Genomic DNA, 18,452 nt, shown 5'->3' with positions numbered 1-18,452 from the left:
CATGCTAGAGAACTCTGTCCATTTACCACCACTAAGAGAAGAGCTGAAACTTGAGGCGCTTACACCGGTGGACGGAGAGCAAAAACGCTGGCGCTTATACGATCCTATTCGTCATCAGTTTTATGTGCTGGGGGAAGCGGACGTCACCTTGATGACATTATGGAAGCTCGGCACTGTAGGGCGCTTAAAATGCGCGCTGAACAATATGAGCTTAAAATATGATGAACAACAACTTAACGGATTATTGGAGTTTTTCACGGTTAATGAATTGCTGGCATTCTCTGCGTCAGTTGATCTGCAAGGCCTGCATCATAAGTTTATACAATCCGAGACCATGTCGTTCGGGTTGTTGTTAGCAAAGATCAGAAATATAAAGCTGCCTTTGTTTTTTGTTGCGCCAATATTGGCGTTGATCGAGCCAATTTTAAATGTCGCGAGCCGTAAGTTATTTTGGCTGATTTGGCTATTTCTTACGGTGTTCGGAGTCTATTTCTCGCTTCGTCAATGGGACGATTTTATCCATACTGCAAGCGGCTTTTATTCACTTTCCGGGGCTTTTAGTTTTGCTTTAACTTTGGTGGTACTTAAGTTTTTTCATGAGCTTGGGCATGCTTATTTTGCACGAAAATATGGCTGTCAGGTAGGCCGTTTAGGCATAGCTACTTTCTTTATGATGCCTATGCTATATACCGAAATGGATGATGTAACACGCTTACAGAATAAACAGCAAAAAATGATGGTTGCGGCCGGTGGCATCTTTGTGGAACTGTTAATTGCCGGTTTGGCCTCCTTTGTCTGGGCGGTGACTTCAGAAGGCGTATTGAGAGAACTAGCGTTTGTTGTGGCGACGACCTGTTGGCTGACCAGCGTGTTACTCAACCTAAACCCTTTTGCTAAATACGATGGATATTACCTATTAAGTGATTACCTCGGTATTGAAAACCTGCAAAGTAAATCTTTGGCCTTGGCTGGCCGTTATTTGGATAAATGTGTGCTGGGTACCCCTATAAACAGTTCAGAGCAAGGCCATCGCGTAGGCTGGATGGTGGCGTTCGGTATAGGCACCTGGGCCTATCAAGTTCTGATTATTACATTGATTAGCGTTTTCTTTTATCTCTTCTTCTTTCCTGCTCTTGGTCTAGTTTGGTTGATCACCATGATGGGCATGTTTGTTGTGACCCCAATGATCAAGCGACTAGCCAGCTGGAAAACACAAATGAAGGACGTTTCCCCTATGAGAAAATTAACCCTTTGGTTTCTGCTGTTGGTGTTTTTAGGTCTGATCTTTTTGCCGATGGATCAATCATTAAAAGTGGTAGGCATTTCTCGTAACAAACAATTGGAAGTTATTTATGCACCAACCAATAGTCAAATCGCACAATGGCATGTAACGCCGAATAGTGTGGTCAAAGCAGGGCAGTTGTTGGTGACTTTTACGGCGCCGGAATTGCTTCGGGATTTAGATACCACCAAGGTTATGTTGGCCCTTTCTAAGCAGCAATTAGACAGCATTGCAGGGGATCCTAATCAAAGGGCGTTCACTCAAGTATTGCAGCAAGAATACCAAGAGCTGCAAACGCAAATGCAGGGGTTAGAAAGGCAAATAGAGCGCTTAACTTGGCGAGCCAGTTTTGCCGGGCGTTTAGTCGATGTGCCTGAGCAAATAGGGGACCAACAATGGGTGTCGCCGGATCAGCAGCTTGGCCGTATTGTTGCTGAACATGAATTCGATGGTTTAGCGTATATACCAGAGAAAGCCTTAAAGCGTATCAAACCTTCAGCAGGGCAGGCGTATTTCTATCCCAATGATGCTTCTTGGCCTATGCAAAAAGTGCAGATAGTCGATTTCAGCAATAGTGCGGTGACGAGTATTACGCCAGACGTTCTCAGCAGTGAATATGGCGGGCCAATTGCCAGTCAAGATTCAGATAATGGAAAAATTGTACCAGAACAAGCATTACACAGTGTTCGATTTCTAATTAACGACTATCAACATACCTTAGCCAGCCCCATACAGTTACAAGGTCACTTGGTGATTAAAGCTGAAGCGATAAGTTTGGCTGGCATGATATGGACCAATGTCTGGCAACTAGTTTTGACAGAACTGCGTCGCTAACGCAGCGAATAGCGCAAAGTGAGGTAAATATGAACAGACGATCTTTTTTACAGATGAGTACGGCATTAATGGCGCAACCCATATTACCAAGCTTTGCCGAAGGGCAAGGTGCTGGTAAAAAGATTTATTATGGCTATGGTGCTACTGGCATTGGTTCGAGTCTGGGTTATGAAGCGATGCAGGTTTTACGAGAAGTGGCCCCGGAACTGGATTACGAATTTGTGCTGGAACCGGGTGACAACACTATTAGAGCTAGTCAAATAGTTAAATATGCTCCTGCAAATGGTGACACTCTTTTACAAGTGAATGGCACTATTATGTCATTGCTAAGTTGTTTGTATCGTAATTTACCTTATCAACCTCTACAGGATTTCATCCCCGTTGCCTTTTTAGGGGAATACACTTATATGTTTGTTGTGGGGCAGCAGGTTTCTAAGAAAGTCAAAACCATTGATGACTATATTGATTGGGTGTATGAAAACCCTCAGTATCGTGATTTTGGTACTGTTTTATATGGTTCAGAATCCCATCTTGCCGGTCTGACTCTTGCCTATGAGAAGAAAATTGCATTACGTGCTCAAGCGTATGGCGGTACTTCATTAATGGTTGAGGATTTATTAGATGGAGTGTTGGCCGCAGGTTTTATTGCAACAGGAAATGCCGCAGGTGCAATTTTATCTGGCCGCTTGAGAGTTTTGGGGGTTTGTTCCAGTGAACGACATAAACCGATGCCAGATATCCCCTGCTTTAACGAACTCGGTGTAAATAATATGAACTTCAGAGGCTGGTATGGTTGGGTTGCTCCGAGTGATATTGACCTTAATGAGCTACTGAAAATTCATCGTGCGACCAATAAAATGCAAGAAAGTAAAAAATTCAAAGCCATGCAAAAATCATTTAGCCTCAACCAAATACAACTATCACCGAATGAAATTCTACAACGGGTGATTGCGGATACGGAACGCTGTGAGCAGCTTTATCAACAATTTCAGCTGTCAAGGATTGATTATGTCTAGTGTAAGAGGGTGAGTAGTTATTTATAGGGACTGTACATTCTAGTTTTTTGAAAGGGTATGAGCCGCAATGAGTAGCTGAAAACTTAGCTCATTGCGTGTCCTTGTGTGGCAGCAATACTGCGATTACGACCTTCTCTCTTGGCACGGTAGAGTGCTTTATCAGCCGCACTAAGCAGTTGTTTTACGCTGATACTGTTATCCGATTTACACGCAACACCTATGGAAACAGTGATATGACCGACTTCACCAAAGCTCGCTTCAGCAATAGTTTCTCTTAATCTTTCCGCTACTAACATGGAGTCTTCCATGTGGCCATCTTGCAGGAGTAGTATGAATTCCTCACCTCCCATTCTAGCCACCATATCATAAGCTCTAGAGAAGCTATTCATCACTTCCACTAACTGTTTAAGTACTTCATCACCTAGGCTGTGACCATAGGTGTCGTTGACATTTTTGAAGTGATCTACATCTAAACATAAAACAGAAAATTCGATTTTTTGTGATACGAGTTGCTTGGTGCGTAAATCAAAGGCTCGACGGTTGTTGGCTCCGGTAAGAGGGTCTGTATCAGCATCGACTTTCAATTTACCTATTTGAGACTGAAAAGTTTTAACTTTACTGAGTATGGCTTTTTTAAGCTCTAAACTTTCTGAGTACCAAGAGTTAATTTTGTCGATCTCTGAACTAACGATGTACCCATCAAACAGTTTTACTTGGCTTGCTAATTGTTGTAGCGGGAGGGAAATAGCTCGAGCAAATAACCAAATAAACAAAAACACACCCAATGCCATGGGGAGAGTTCGTAATATCACTTTTTCCATAATATTTGATAGTGGAGTGAGGGAAGTATCTAGGGGGCTTTGAGTGATGACCACCCAACCTGTACTGGGGATGGTTGCAAAGCCGGCAAGTGAGGCTTGATAGCTTTTCCCCTCTAGCAACATACCTCCTTCTTTCAGTGCGAGAAACTTGCTGGCTTTTTCGTCTCTTTTTGCGGGTACACCGATTAATGTTTCATTTGGATGGTATAAAATGTTTTTGTTTTGATCGATAACACTAATAAAGGAGCCGCTTCTATAATGATGGTCTCCTAAAATATCGCGAATAATACTGTCATCTTTTAGATAAATGGTCCCTCCTAGATACCCATAGTAGTCACCGTTTTTGTCCCAAAGAGGCGTAGAGATTACGACCAGAAGGTTATTAATACTCGAGGTAAAGGGTTCACTAATCAAGGGGATTTGCTTTTCTAATGCATCAAAACTGCTCTTGGAGGAGAGCTTGGCACCTTTTAATGGCAGTTTTGAAGGTGAAATAGTATGAATAAAACCTTCTTTGCTGACAATAGAAACAGAGTTAAAGCTATGGTTTTGATATTTCAGTCGATCCGCTTCTTGTTGGATGAAGGCTTCATCATCAAGGTGACCTCTTAAGGATTCAGCTGCATACTTAAGCTGCTGCTTGCTCGCGGCAATGAATACTTCTGTAGTATCCGCCAATTTCTTGGCATAAGACCTGTTGATATCAATAGTCTGACTAATCAGTTGTTCTTTTTGAACTTCGTAAATGGAATAAAAACTGTTCACAAAAGTGATGGCAGTGGCAGACAGAGCAAGCACTAAAATCAAGTGGTTGAGCTTTAAGTACCTGGTTTTAAAGGTGTCCATGTAAAATATCCATTAAGTATACGAGAAATAAATCTGTAACAGCTTGTTGAGTTAACATTCAAAATATCGGCATTATATGCCTTTAAGTTTGTCTTTTATATTACTTTTACGCTCTCAGTGTGAAAGCCTCTAGTGTCTCAATTGATGTAGCCGTTGTTTTACTGAGGAATTTAAGCGCTTCCGTGTGTATTACGTTTGGCTTTCGGAATGTAATTTAAGATGGAAAGAGGGACTGTTTTTCTTTCCTCGAAACCATCAATCTTTCTGCGTTCAATAATTTTATTTAAACGACTCTCGATAGCACATAAATTTTTAAAGTCGCCTTTTGCCACAAAAGAAATGGCTTCTCCCGTTGCGCCTGCTCGGCCAGTTCGGCCAATTCTGTGAATGTACTCTTCGGGCTTGAAAGGGAGGTCATAATTCACTACTCGGGCGAGTTCTCCTATGTCCAACCCTCGTGCGGCTACACCGGTTGCGATCAAATATTGCAGTTCGCCTGCTTTAAAGCGCTGTAATATTTTTTCACGCATGGCTTGGCTTTTATCGCCATGAATAGCGTCCGCTATAATGCCTCGCTTCGCGAGTTGCTCAACAAGTTTCGCAGCGGCATGTTTCTTTTCAATAAAGATAAGCGTTCGTTGCCAATGATGTTCTTGTATTAAATGACTCAGTAGGGCTGATTTAGTGTCTTTGTCCACTGTTATTAGCCATTGCTTGATATTGTCCGCTGTTTTTTGTTTCGGTGACGTATTGACCTCTATCGCATCAGGGCTTTGTGTTTCGTGACTGAATTCATAAGCAAGCGCACGAACACTATCTGTGGTGGTAGCTGAAAATAGTAGGTTTTGCCGATATTTTGGAAGGCGAGCAAGGATTTTTTCTAAATCATCTTGTGAGCCCATGTCTAGCATTCTATCGGCTTCATCAAGGACAAGTATTTCAACTTCATCAAAATGTACTGCTCGTTGGTTGACCAAATCAAGCAAGCGACCTGGGGTTGCAACTAGAATATCAACGCCTTCGATTAGACGTTTTTTCTGTGGAGCGAGATCGACGCCACCATATATCGGCAATGACGTTAGGTGAGTATGTTGACTGTATAATTCAATGTTGTGAGCAATTTGTGTGGCCAGTTCACGTGTTGGTGTGAGAATGAGTGCTCCGATCCGTTTCGCTCTTCTTGGTTTGGTCGTGACATGAAGTTTTTCTAAAATTGGTAAGACAAATGCCGCGGTTTTCCCTGTGCCTGTTTGGGCTGTTGCGACCACGTCTTTGCCCGATAAAATGATTGGAATGGCTTGTTTTTGTATTGCCGTGGGGGTGTGGTAAGACAAGTCGGTAATGGCTTGCAGTATAGAATGGGATAAACCAAGATTTAAAAATGACATAGATGCTCTGGCGGTGGAAGTAGGTTAATGGGCTAATTATACCTTAATAAAGTATGCTACGGTGCTTTGTGTTATATGGCTCTTAAGAGCGTTGCTTAAGCGTTGTGAATGCACATAATGTGATATCAATTGAAAATTAGAGCCGTGTATGCGTTTAGATAAATATATTTGTAAAAGTAGCGATTTAACTTTGTTACAGGCGCTTGAGGTTATTCGTGATGGCGACGTGAAAGTGAATGGAGTAATACAGCGGCATGAAAAAACTCAAATTCATAAAAATAACTCTGTTGAGCTTAAAGGAGTACGGTTAACGCCTAGGGCCTTTCGTTATTTATTAATGAACAAGGTAGCGGGTACGGTGTGCTCAAATATTGATGAAGTGTACCCCTCCGTTCTAAGTGGTCTGGATATCGATAATAAAGCCGAATTGCACATTGTAGGTCGACTTGATACGGATACCACTGGAATGTTACTGATTACGGATGATGGTAGCTGGTCATTCCATATCACATCTCCTCAATCAGGTTGTCTAAAAACCTATCGAGTCACTCTATCAAAAATGATTTCAACTGAACGAGCAATAGAGATCAAAGAGCGCTTTCATAAAGGGCTTATGCTGCAAGGCGAGGTTGAATTAACAAAGCCTGCAATATTTAAATTACTGGGACCTCAAGAGGCATTGCTGACCCTTTCACAGGGGAAGTTTCACCAGGTGAAACGCATGTTTGCTGCAGTAGGAAACCGTGTGACGGCATTACATCGTCAACAAATAGGAGGTGTTATGTTAGATGTCAAAGAAGGGGAGTGGCGTTGTTTAACGTCTCAAGAGGTAGCATCGCTAAGCTATGCATAACAATAGCCCCTTATCCGGCGCTATTGTTATGTGTCGTTTGGCTTTTGTCGCTGCTTATTTAGTGGCTACTAAAATCTTACGCACGATATCTAGCGTTAAATCCCCTGTTTCAGATAATGCTGTAAGCCCCATTTTTTCCATGCTGGTGACAACACTGTCAATGCCTGCGTCATCAATTCCGTAATGTGTCAGGTTTGTCACAATTCCTAAAGCATTAAAGAATGCCTCAGTTTTATCGATGGCTAAATCAATTTTTTGATCGTCTGATCCATCTTTAATATCCCAAACACGTTCTGCAAATTGGATCAGTTTTGCGCGCTTTTTGTCTTTACGTTCTCTCAGCAAATTCGGCAAAATAATAGCGAGTGTACGACCATGAGCGATACCAAACTGAGCCGTCATTTCATGGCCTATCATATGCGTTGACCAGTCTTGTGGTACGCCTGCACCAATTATACCGTTCAAAGCGTTGGTAGCTGACCAAATGAAATTTTTACGAGCGTCCATGTTATCGTTGTCAGCCAATGTAACAGGGCCATCTTCAATCAAGGTTTTTAATACACCTTCACCGATGCGATCTTGGACTTTAGCGTTGGTGTCTTGAGTAAGGTATTGCTCAATGACATGAACAAAGGCATCCGCCACGCCATTTGCAATTTGCTCTTTTGGTAAGGTTTTGGTTAAGTCAGGGTCTAATATAGAAAATTTTGGAAAGACAAGAGGGCACATAAATGGATATTTTTGTGCATTATAAGTAATAACGCCACCCATATTCATTTCCGAACCTGTTGCTGGCAAGGTTGCAACACAGCCAAGCGTAAGCGCTTCACTGGCTGGTACCGGTGAAAAACCATGGAATAAAATTTCTTCATATTGATTTGTCGGATGTTTGGCTGCAAGACCAATAAACTTTGTACCATCCATGACGGAACCGCCGCCTACCGCCAGTAAAAAATCTACTTTTTGAGTTTTGACGATGTCAACGGCTTTTACCAAGGTGTTGTATTGAGGATTGGGTTCAATGCCTCCAAATTCGATGATTTCTCGTTCTGCTAGTGCTGCTTTTACAGTATCGATAGTGCCGTATTTTTTGGCGCTTTCACCGCCGAAAGTGATCATTACTTTGGCGTTTTTAGGGATAAGATTGTTCAGTTCCCCAAGGCGATCTTGGCCAAAAACAATGTGTGTAGGATTGTAGTAATCAAAGTTATGCATAGTGCTGCCCTCACTAGGTTGAATTTCAGTGAATGCACTATAAGGTGAATATGAGGGTAAATGTATACCTAAAACGCTATTTATTATGCTTTATCGTTCAAGGTGAGTTTGAAGTGTGCAGTAAGTATGGTTTTACTCAAAAAGCTTCCCCCTTAGCGAAAGAAACTCGACCAAAGGGGAAACTATCAATGAATAGATTAGGCGGACTTAGTCACTTGGAATTGACCAATAAGAGAGTTTAGTTTTAACGCAGATAGTCCCATCCGTGATGATCTGTGCTGAAGGGCTTGTATAGAGCGCTTCATTTGCTCTGTAGCAGCCCCCATTTCTTGTACGGTGCTGGCATTTTCTTCATTACTATTATTCAGTAAATTCATAGCATTAAAAATGGTGTCTACTAGTTCATATAAGGCTTCATCTCCAGCATTCGCTTGTTCATTCGCTTGTAGGTTTTTATCAACATTTTCCGCTCCTTCTTCCATGAAGTTAACCGCACTACGGGTTTCTTGCTGAATGTTTTCCAGCATACTTTGGATTTCTTCGGCAGCCGAAGCGGTTTTTGACGCTAGGCTACGGACTTCATCCGCCACCACTGAAAAGCCACGTCCGTGCTCTCCGGCACGAGCGGCCTCTATCGCGGCATTAAGCGCTAATAAGTTGGTTTGATTTGTAATGTCACTTATTGTCGTTATGATACCTGCAATTTCATTGGTTTTTTGATCTAGTGACTTCACCGAATCTGATGTAGTACGAACAACATCTCGAATCTCCTGAGTGCCTTTTTTTGCTTCAATAAGGCGTAGTTGTCCTTGTTCTACAACTTGGTCCATGGTTTGTTTGAGTGTCTGGGCCGTTGTTGAAGCTGTATGGATTTCAGTAACTTGCTGTTTAAAAGCATGAAGCATACTGTCGACAGAGGTGGCTAAATAGGTAGAAGCTTGACGGGCTTCTTCATTGGTATTGATCATGAAGTCATTAGAGCGTTTCACGTTGCTGCTGGCCGAAATAACTTGGCCAATGGTGTTATCTAGGTTATCAATGAAACTGTTCATCCAACGACCCATATCACCCGTTTCGTCATTGCTTAGGTTATCGTCTAAACGTTGTCTTAAATTCCCTTCACCTTCTGCAATGGTTTGAATGACTTCTGTCATTTGGGTCATGTTGCGGCTGATTTTTTTCGTCACCAATTTGTTATAAAGGCTTGCGGTGGCGCCTAAACTTAAAAGGGTAGCTGTACTGATCAATGTTTCAGAAAGCTGAGTATATGAGTGAAGGCAAACATTTAATGCGAAAGGTAGGGCTGAAGCAGCGAAAAAACCTTTCATTAAATTAATGCTGATAGATCGGCGTCGGTACACTTCCTCTAAGTCGCCTTCACACATCATTCCCCAGCGGTCAGGGCTACCTTTTAATTGAAAAGTCACGCCTTTACCAATGACGGGAATATGACGATAGTCTGAATAGCCGGGATAAGTTACAAACAAATTACTGCCATTTTTAATGGTTTCGCGGACTCCCGGATGCAACTCTTTAGTGGCAGGGTCCGTAAAACGAATTTCAAATTCAGTATGGTGTTGGACTTTAACGCTGCCCCATTGGGTATTAACGCCCCCTTTTAAGTTTTCACCATGGCTGAAGGTATCATCTTCAAAGCGTGAACGTGATAAGGCTGTGCCAGGCAGGATGCTACGATTAAAATTAGACGTCACCATGAAGAGGTAGTTGTCACCAGACTCTTTATAAATGTGGCCTGCTTCACGTTGTATTAAATCCCCCAAAACATCATTCGGTATGCGAGCACAGATAGCGCCAACACTTTGGCCATTTTGTTTAATTGGCAAATACAGCATTAAGGTAACGGCATCATGGAACTTGGAACTTGAAGCGCCGATAGATAACGTATTTGAGTCAACGAATGGGCCGTGCAAGAAATTATTTTGTAATCCTGCTTGCACAGCTCCAGTGTCTAAATCTTTCTTTCCTATGCGGGCTTTATAAGTGGAATCTAAAACCACTCCTTGATGGTCAATGACAAAGTATTCGCTCACATCTAACACGAGGTTTTTTCGTTCCGCTAGAGTTTGAGAAGGAATATTGGGAAATGTATCTTGAATGTTATCGAGTAGAACATCTAATTGCGACCACTGGTTATTGATCCAGTTCTCGAGCAGCTTTACGCGAGTATTGGCTATGCCCTCAAAGGTTTTTTCAACATTTTGGTAGGTGCTTTTATTTAGGTAACAGGACCATAATAATGAAAACTTACTATTGCTTCCGAACCATGGAAGCCAGGATTTTTCTTGTTTGGACAAAGACATCAAGCTACTTTTCAAATTCATATTCAAAGCCTACTCCGTTGCAGTTAGATTTATGAATGCTTTGACATAGTGCAAGAACCTTGCCTAAAAAATCAAAGGCGGAAACGTATGGTGCAAAATACTACCCTGACATGATAAATCTGAATTATCTTCTGCTCTGAAAACGCATTTCAGTGTTATGTATTGTGAGTTTCTGTGTATAAATGTAACCAAAAAGCCAGGATTCAAATTAGACTGGGACATTTGGGTTCTTTTGGTGCGGCGATTTTTTTATAGTTAATTGGCGCTCTAACATGGTGCAAAATTCATGTGTTGCCTTTGGTAATGCATACATGACGTGTGATTTTAGATATACTTGCCTAAAGGTTTATTATTTTGTGAGAAATGATCTTCTGAATGGCGCTATTCATGCCTAATACTACATAACTTGGATTGTATTGGATGATTTGTGTTATTCGAAATAGAGTTGGAATCAGTCATGTCAAATAAGCTAGCTACATTGAATAAGTTGATCGCCGAGCTTTGCCAAGGTGACGGCTATGCCGAAATGCGAATAAAAGGGGCGGGCGCCTTTCAGGCCAGTCGACAGCATTCTAAGCAGCATTCTTTTTATGAACCCCTGATCTGTTTAATGGGGCAGGGCGCTAAACGATGCCATGTTGGCGACTCAGTATTAACTTATGAGGCCGGGGATTTCTTTATTAATTTTTTACCTATGCCAGTCTCAACAGAGGTTGTGAAGGCTGAGCAAAGTGAACCTCTTTTATCTGCTTCATTAGCCATAGATTTAGTGCGTTTAGCAGATATGGTTTTACGCATTGAACGAATCGAAGGGCGCTCTCCAGATCCGTTATGTCAAAAGTCTTCGAGCTTAGTGATTGGTAATGCAGACGATGATTTAATTGATCTTTTTATCAAGCTACTTAGGCTTAACAAAAATCCTATGGACGCTAGTATCCTTGGTGAGCCAGTGGTGAATGAAATTTATTACAGAATTCTAACCAGCCAACATGGTTACGCACTAAGAACATTGCTTAACCAATATGGTGATATTCAACCCATTTCCAAAGTAGTAAATTATATTCATGAAAACACCCATAAGAGTCTTCAGGTACAGACCTTAGCAGACATTGCGAATATGAGTAAAACTAGCTTTTTCAATTCTTTTAAGCACGTTATGCATGTACCTCCCATGCAATACATTAAATCCAGCAAATTGCAAAAATCTCAAGCATTATTGAAGCAGGGAATGAGTGCCAGTGAGGCTAGTTTTCAGGTGGGATATAACAGTTTTTCACAGTTTAGTCGTGAATATAAGCGTTTTTTTGGTTACCCTCCTTCGCAGACCAAGCATGCCGCTTAAGCGAAGTTGGTTGAATTTAAATGAAACAGCCGTAGTGAGTTTACTTTCTATAAAAATGCCAGACTAGAGTGTAATAGTCTGGCATTTTTATGTGTGAAACTTAGTTAGCTGATTCAATATCAGAGACCAATAATTCTACTTTTTTATAACCTTGTTGCATATGATCAGAAACATGGTTGAGCATGGCGTTCAAGTCGTCACCTTTTGCTAGCTCAACATACAAATCATGAGCGTTTATTTTTGGTCCAGCACGATTGTGTGCATTTTGATGCAAAGTGAAGTAAAGGTGTAACCGTCCTCTAAGCCTTTGCCAGGTATCTTGTAATAGGGCGTGACCGCAATATTTATACACAATGTTATGAAGTTCTAATTCCTCAAAAATAGCAGCGCTGTGATCATTGTCTTTTATGGCTTTAGTCAGTTTTTTTTGTTGTAGGTCCAATTCGTTATAGAAACTGTCCGCACGTTTTTCCCAAACCAGCTTGAACGCAAACTGTTCAAGCTCTGTTCTAAATGAATACAATTCTTGGATAGCTTGTACTGTTATGCTTGCAACATAAGTGCCTGTATAAGCAATACTTTCTACTAACCCTTGATCGACCAGTTGACGGATCGCTTCCCTTAGTGGGCCACGACTAACACCTAGTAAAGCGGAAAGCTGAGACTCTACTAATTTAGTGCCTGGTGGTAGGGCGCCACTAATGATTGCCTCTTTTAATTGTTCTGCCACATTCGCTCTTAGCGTGCGATTTTTATGAATCGGCTTTAAATTCAATACTGTCATAAATTCCTATTTAAACTGGCGAGCCATAGCATCTGAATTGCTCCAAAGAATAGCAAATAAGTCTGACCATAGAAATACTAAAAATACACAATGTAAGATTGTTAACAATCTTACTGTTGACAGTGCTATTTTGTCGATCTATTCTGTTTTCAACCAATCACTGGTCAGAAAGTGAAATCATCATAGTCAATTTGGAGTAAAGCATGTCATCTCATTCTTTTAGTGCTCACACAGCTGAAGAAGATAACCGTAACGAATCGATCAAAATTTATGTTAATGGTGAATTGCTTCCAAAAGAAAAAGCAGTCGTTTCGGTATATGACAGTGGTTTTATGTTAGGTGATGGTATTTGGGAAGGGTTACGCGTCTACAACGGTAAGATTGCTTTTTTTGACGACCATTTAGATCGCCTGTATGACTCGGCAAAAGTATTGGATTTTGATATTGGGTTGACTCGAGAGGAAATGGTAAAGGCGGCCTACGATACATTGGCAGCTAATGACATGACTCATGACGCGCATCTGCGACTAATGGTAACTAGAGGCAAGAAGAGAAAACCTTTTCAGGATCCAAAGTTAAGTGTGTATGGTGCGACGACCGTTATCATTGCTGAGCATAGTAAGCCAAGTGAGAAAGTAAAAAATGATGGCATGAGTTTGTTCACTGTACACGTTGTGCGAGGGCAGTCTAACAGCCAGGATCCTAAATTAAATTCTCATAGTAAAATTAACTGTATCACAGCATTAACCCAAGCCCAAAAAGCAGGTGCTGATGAGGCGTTGATGCTTGACCCTCATGGTTTTGTTGCTACTTGTAATTCCACTAACTTCTTTATCGTGCGCAAAGGTGAGGTATGGACCTCTACGTCTAAATACTGCATGAATGGTATTACTCGCCAAAAAGTTATCGATTTATGTAAAGCCAATGACATTACGGTACATGAAACGGACTTTTCTTTATTCGAAGTATATGGTGCAGAAGAAGCCTTTGTGACAGGTACTTTTGCAGGGCAAACACCAGTTGTAAAAATTGATGGGCGTATGGTTGGTGATGGAACACCTGGTCCAGTTTACCAACGCATCAGTGAGCTTTATAAAGCGTTAGCGACGAAATAGAGCCTTCAATTTTTATTTAGGTGGGTACGTGATGATGTTTAACGATGTGAGTGAGCATAATATTCTTGTGTTAGGTGGCGGGAAAATGGGTGCAGCTATTATCAATGGCTGGCTTAAAACTGGTATGGAACCGCAGAGTATTTGCTTGTTAGACACCAAGCCTGAGGTTATAGAGAGTTACAGGCGCAAAGGTATTAGAGCTTATCAATCTGTATCTGAAGTGCCGAATAATCAACTGTTTACCACTTTTTTATTAGCACTAAAACCTCAGATCATTATCAAGAGTCTGCATTTATTTAATGACTTGATTAATGAAAGTACTTGCCTTGTTTCTGTGGCTGCTGGCGTGACGGTTTCAAGTTTGAAATCTTATTTACCTAATGCAAAGCAAGTAGTACGAGTTATGCCTAATACCCCCGCTATGATTGGTAAGGGAGTGATGGTGGGTTTTAAAAGTGAAGGCCAAGAGTATTTAGGAACCCATATTGAGGGGCTTTTTGCCTCGTTAGGCTCCTTCCACTGGGTTGATGATGAAAATCTCATGCATAGTGTAACTGCGGTGAGCGGTAGTGGTCCTGCTTATGCTTTTTATTTTGCAGAGTGCTTTACTGCGTGCGCAAAACAACTTGGATTACCTGATGTTTTAGCGAAAGACCTCGCTTTAGAAACTTTGATAGGGGCGGCGGCTTTAATTGAGCAAAGTGGACAAGATGTTGTTGATCTTAGAAATAAGGTTACCAGTCCAAACGGTACTACTCAAGCGGGCTTAGAGGTTTTGATGTCAAATGAGGTGTTTGCACAGACATTGTTAAATTGCTGTGAAGCAGCTCGAATGCGAAGTGTTGAATTGTCTTGACTCTTTTTGTGAAGCTCAAACTTTGACATAAGCCTGAGCAGCTAATGAGTTAGGAAATTACTAAAGAGCAAAAGTAAGAGACGTAACGTGAATGTTATTCACTAAAATTTAAAACTATCATAATCAACGGGGAAGTTCAGAAGATGAGAAAAATCAATTTTAAACCAGCAGCCGTTACGGCATTAATGCTGGGTAGCCTAAGCAGTGCTCCAAGTTTTGCTGCCGAAGTCGAACATTTTTCAATCGGTACAGCAGGGCAAACAGGTGTTTATTATGTGGTAGGGCAATCTATCTGTAAAATGGTAAACCGCCAATCAAGTGAGCATAATCTGCGTTGTTCTGCGCCTTCTAGTGGTGGTTCTATTGCTAATCTTAACTCCATTCGTTCTGGTGGTGTAAATTTTGGTATTGTCCAATCGGATTGGCAATACCATGCCTTGAATGGTACTTCTAACTTCGAAGCTGCAGGTCCTTATGAAGCGTTACGTGCTGTTTTTTCTTTGCACTCCGATATTTTCACTTTAGTTGCACGTACAGATGCTGATATCAACTCTTTTGCAGACCTTAAAGGTAAGCGTGTGAATGTTGGTAATCCAGGCTCAGGCCAGCGAGCGACTATGCTGACGCTAATGAAAGAGTCAGGCATAGAATTATCCGATTTCAAATTAGCAGGTGAATTAAAGTCCTCCGAACAGTCTCAGGCACTTTGTGACAATAAAGTTGATGCATTTGTTATGGTAGCAGGGCACCCAGTAGCCAATGTAAAAGAAGCCACTAGTACTTGTTCTACACACATTGTAGATGTGACTGGACCGGCGGTAGATACGTTAGTCGATCGTTTTCCTTACTACAGCTACGCTTCAATCCCTGGTGGCATGTATGAAGGAACACCTAATGATGTAACGACTTACGGTCTGAAAGCAACTTTGGTTACCTCTACCAACACTTCGGACAAGGTTATTTACAATATGGTGAAATCTACGTTTGAGAACTTCGATCGCTTTAAACGTTTACACCCAGCGTTCGCTCAACTAGACCCTCAAGAAATGATCTCTGCAGGCCTGTCTGCACCATTGCACCCAGGTGCGGTCAAGTATTACAAAGAACGTGGCTGGATTAAGTAAGTCTATGTTCAATAAACCGGGCTGTTGTGCCCGGTTTTTTTTAACGTTTTTTGAGGTTTAAAAATGAGTCTATTAAAGGAAAACACGAGCTCTATCGATGTGGATGACTTTGTGTCTTCCAATGATATGGGTGGCCGTCAAGCTAGTGGGATACAGCTAAAAATTATTCTCTTCGTGGCCTTTACATGGGCACTTTTTCAAGTTTGGATTGCTTCACCATTCCCTTATATGATGGATTCGAGCTTGTTGCGCTGGAATAGCAATCAGGCTCGCTCAATACATTTAGCGTTTGCTATATTTTTGGTTTTCTTGAGTTTTCCTTTCGGTGCAAAATCACCTATTAAAAGAGTACCGGTGGCAGATTGGATAATTGCCACGTTGGCAAGTCTATGCGCTCTCTACTATTTGATTGAATATGACAATATTTCAACGCGAGTTGGTGCCCCCATTTTACAGGATGTTGTGGTTGCTTGTATTGGCGTTCCATTGTTGTTTGAGGCGGCGCGAAGAAGTTTAGGTATTACTTTGCCACTTATCGCTGGCGTGTTTCTTTTCTACAACTTTTTTGGCAACTATATGCCAGAGATGATTGCCCATAAAGGTTTTAGCCTTCAAGAAGTTGTTAATCATCAGTGGATTACAACCGAAGGTGTGTTTGGTATCGCGCTGGGCGTATCGACCGACTTTGTCTTTTTGTTTGTGCTCTTTGGGTCGCTGTTGGACAAAGCGGGTGCTGGTAATTATTTTATAAAGTTAGCTTTCTCATGCCTAGGGCATTTTCGTGGTGGACCAGCAAAAGCAGCGGTGGTTGCGTCGGGTCTTACTGGCCTTATCTCCGGTTCTTCCATTGCGAATGTGGTTACTACCGGTACATTCACGATCCCTATGATGAAAAAAGTAGGGTTTTCTAGCGAGAAAGCTGGTGCGGTTGAAGTGGCCTCATCTGTTAATGGACAAATTATGCCACCTGTTATGGGAGCCGCGGCTTTTTTAATGGTTGAATATGTTGGCATTAGTTATTTAGATGTTATTAAACACGCCTTTTTACCTGCGCTTATTTCTTACATTGGCCTTGTTTATATTGTGCATTTGGAAGCAGTTAAAGCCAACATGCAGGGGTTAACTAAACGTACCAATACGGCCAGTGTGTTGAATCGTTTAATCGGTGTTTTGTTTGGTTTCTTACTAATCTGTGGGATATCAGCAGCGGTTTATTATGGTTTAGGGTGGATCAAAAATGTGTTTGATGACAACTCCATATGGGTCGCCTCTTCGTTAGTTGTTCTAGCTTATGTTGTATTATTAAAGCTTGGTAGCAAGTTTCCTAAGTTGGTCGAGGATGTCGATCAAGACCTTTCAGATTTACCACCACCAGGAGAGATATTTCGCTCAGGTATGTATTATTTATTACCTGTTGTGGTGCTCGTTTGGTGTTTGATGATTGAACGTTTAAGTCCTGGTTTAAGTGCATTTTGGGCTGCCATGCTTACCATGTTGATGATTGTGACCAAGCCTGTACTAGAGGGCCTATTCCGACAAGAAGCGACGCTGCTTTGGGGGGCGGGCCTTCGTAACCTAGCCGATGGCATGGTGACAGGGGCACGAAATATGGCGAGTATTTCGATTGCTACCGCAACGGCTGGAGTGATTGTTGGCGTAGTATCTCAAACCAGTGTCGGTGCGGTATTGGCGGATGTGGTGGAAGCCTTATCGTTTGGCAACATCACACTGATGCTATTGCTGGTGGCAGTATTGTGTATGATTTTGGGAATGGGGCTTCCTACTACGGCCAACTACATTGTTGTGTCATCATTAATGGCCACTGTGATTGTTGAAGTGGGGGCGTCTAATGGTCTGGTTGTACCTTTAATAGCAGTCCACTTATTCGTATTTTATTTTGGTCTTATGGCGGATGTTACGCCCCCCGTTGGGTTAGCGTCTTTTGCCGCGGCGGCGGTGTCAGGTGGTAACCCAATATCAACCGGTATTATTGCTTTTAAGTACGCATTAAGAACGGCTGTATTACCTTTCCTTTTTATCTTTAATCCTGATCTCTTATTGATCGATGTCTCCTTTATTCATGGTGTACTGATCTTTATTGTCGCAACTATGGCAATGCTCATGTTCACTGCCGCCACTCAAGGGTATTTCTTTGATCATTGTAAGCTGTGGGAGCGTGGCTTGTTGCTGCTAATTGCGTTCAGTATTTTTAGACCCGACTTTTGGATTGACCGCTTGGTTGAACCGCATCGCTATATGCCTCTGGCAGAGTATATGGCTACGGATGCTCAGGTTAATGAAGGCGCACCATTGCGTATTTATGTTGAAGAGGATAATTACGCGGGTGGTAAGGATGTATCCATACGTATGTTGATTGCTCGAAGTGAAGGCTTAGCCCCAGAAATTATGCAGGAAGCAGGTCTTAACCTTTATCAGCAGGGCGATCTGATTGAAGTTGATAGTGTCGATATAGGAAGTGATGCTTATGAAGCTGGATTTGAAGCCTTTCAGGTCTTGACCGGTATTGATGTGCCGAATAAGCAACCTTCAAAGTTTTGGGTGTACCTGCCTTGTTTGTTGCTGATGGTCGGCCTCGCGCTTTACCAACGTAAACGTAAAAGAGTGTAATTTAAG

General features: G+C 41.8%; 13 protein-coding genes. 8 read left to right on the top strand and 5 right to left on the bottom strand.

Translation table 11 applies throughout. The features are described 5' to 3' along the window. The first annotated feature begins 1 nt into the window (after window position 1). Window positions 2–2,116, top strand: coding sequence for a site-2 protease family protein (locus ABJF92_RS00290; RefSeq protein WP_446813856.1), 2,115 nt, complete (start codon window positions 2–4; stop codon window positions 2,114–2,116). 29 nt (window positions 2,117–2,145) lie between these two features. Further along, window positions 2,146–3,132: a Bug family tripartite tricarboxylate transporter substrate binding protein gene (locus tag ABJF92_RS00285; protein ID WP_446813855.1), complete on the top strand. Its 987-nt coding sequence runs from the start codon at window positions 2,146–2,148 to the stop codon at window positions 3,130–3,132. 83 nt (window positions 3,133–3,215) lie between these two features. Here the strand turns inward: ABJF92_RS00285 and ABJF92_RS00280 are convergent, their stop codons facing one another. Both ABJF92_RS00280 and ABJF92_RS00275 read right to left on the bottom strand, forming a co-directional pair. Further along, on the bottom strand, window positions 3,216–4,799 hold the full coding sequence (locus ABJF92_RS00280; protein ID WP_446813854.1) for a sensor domain-containing diguanylate cyclase: 1,584 nt from the start codon (window positions 4,797–4,799) through the stop codon (window positions 3,216–3,218). A 170-nt stretch (window positions 4,800–4,969) separates the two neighbouring features. Beyond that, entirely contained in the window at window positions 4,970–6,187 is a 1,218-nt protein-coding gene (locus ABJF92_RS00275; RefSeq protein WP_446813853.1) for a DEAD/DEAH box helicase, read from the bottom strand. Window positions 6,188–6,335: 148 nt separating this feature from the next. Here ABJF92_RS00275 and ABJF92_RS00270 point away from each other — a divergent pair, with 148 nt between their 5' ends. Continuing rightward, the gene (locus tag ABJF92_RS00270) at window positions 6,336–7,040 is read left to right on the top strand and encodes a pseudouridine synthase (protein WP_446813852.1); all 705 of its coding nucleotides are present in this window, start codon (window positions 6,336–6,338) and stop codon (window positions 7,038–7,040) included. Window positions 7,041–7,094: 54 nt separating this feature from the next. Here ABJF92_RS00270 and ABJF92_RS00265 read toward each other — a convergent pair whose 3' ends face one another. Next, the gene (locus ABJF92_RS00265; RefSeq protein ID WP_446813851.1) at window positions 7,095–8,255 is read right to left on the bottom strand and encodes an iron-containing alcohol dehydrogenase; all 1,161 of its coding nucleotides are present in this window, start codon (window positions 8,253–8,255) and stop codon (window positions 7,095–7,097) included. Between the two features lie 197 nt (window positions 8,256–8,452). Continuing rightward, complete coding sequence (locus ABJF92_RS00260; protein WP_446813850.1) at window positions 8,453–10,597, bottom strand: methyl-accepting chemotaxis protein; 2,145 nt, start codon at window positions 10,595–10,597, stop codon at window positions 8,453–8,455. A 457-nt stretch (window positions 10,598–11,054) separates the two neighbouring features. Here ABJF92_RS00260 and ABJF92_RS00255 point away from each other — a divergent pair, with 457 nt between their 5' ends. Next, window positions 11,055–11,939: an AraC family transcriptional regulator gene (locus tag ABJF92_RS00255; RefSeq protein ID WP_446813849.1), complete on the top strand. Its 885-nt coding sequence runs from the start codon at window positions 11,055–11,057 to the stop codon at window positions 11,937–11,939. Window positions 11,940–12,039: 100 nt separating this feature from the next. Here the strand turns inward: ABJF92_RS00255 and ABJF92_RS00250 are convergent, their stop codons facing one another. Then, complete coding sequence (locus ABJF92_RS00250; RefSeq protein WP_446813848.1) at window positions 12,040–12,723, bottom strand: GntR family transcriptional regulator; 684 nt, start codon at window positions 12,721–12,723, stop codon at window positions 12,040–12,042. 203 nt (window positions 12,724–12,926) lie between these two features. Between ABJF92_RS00250 and ABJF92_RS00245 the strand changes: the two genes are divergently transcribed. The 4 genes from ABJF92_RS00245 (at window position 12,927) to ABJF92_RS00230 (ending at window position 18,446) form a co-directional block, all read left to right on the top strand. Next, window positions 12,927–13,838 carry an aminotransferase class IV gene (locus tag ABJF92_RS00245; RefSeq protein WP_446813847.1) on the top strand — a complete coding sequence of 304 codons (912 nt, stop codon included), beginning with the start codon at window positions 12,927–12,929 and terminating at the stop codon, window positions 13,836–13,838. Window positions 13,839–13,869: 31 nt separating this feature from the next. Beyond that, window positions 13,870–14,694 (top strand): pyrroline-5-carboxylate reductase, encoded by an 825-nt coding sequence (gene proC, locus ABJF92_RS00240; RefSeq protein ID WP_446813846.1) that lies wholly within the window; start codon window positions 13,870–13,872, stop codon window positions 14,692–14,694. Between the two features lie 143 nt (window positions 14,695–14,837). After that, window positions 14,838–15,818 (top strand): TAXI family TRAP transporter solute-binding subunit, encoded by a 981-nt coding sequence (locus ABJF92_RS00235; protein WP_446813845.1) that lies wholly within the window; start codon window positions 14,838–14,840, stop codon window positions 15,816–15,818. 63 nt (window positions 15,819–15,881) lie between these two features. Beyond that, window positions 15,882–18,446, top strand: coding sequence for a TRAP transporter permease (locus ABJF92_RS00230; RefSeq protein WP_446813844.1), 2,565 nt, complete (start codon window positions 15,882–15,884; stop codon window positions 18,444–18,446). The last annotated feature ends 6 nt before the right edge of the window (window positions 18,447–18,452 follow it).

The organism is Marinomonas sp., from assembly GCF_039940335.1.
Classification (GTDB): Bacteria; Pseudomonadota; Gammaproteobacteria; order Pseudomonadales; family Marinomonadaceae; genus Marinomonas.
The sequence above is the reverse complement of the archived record's forward strand: the minus strand, read 5'-3'. Positions and strand labels throughout refer to the sequence as shown.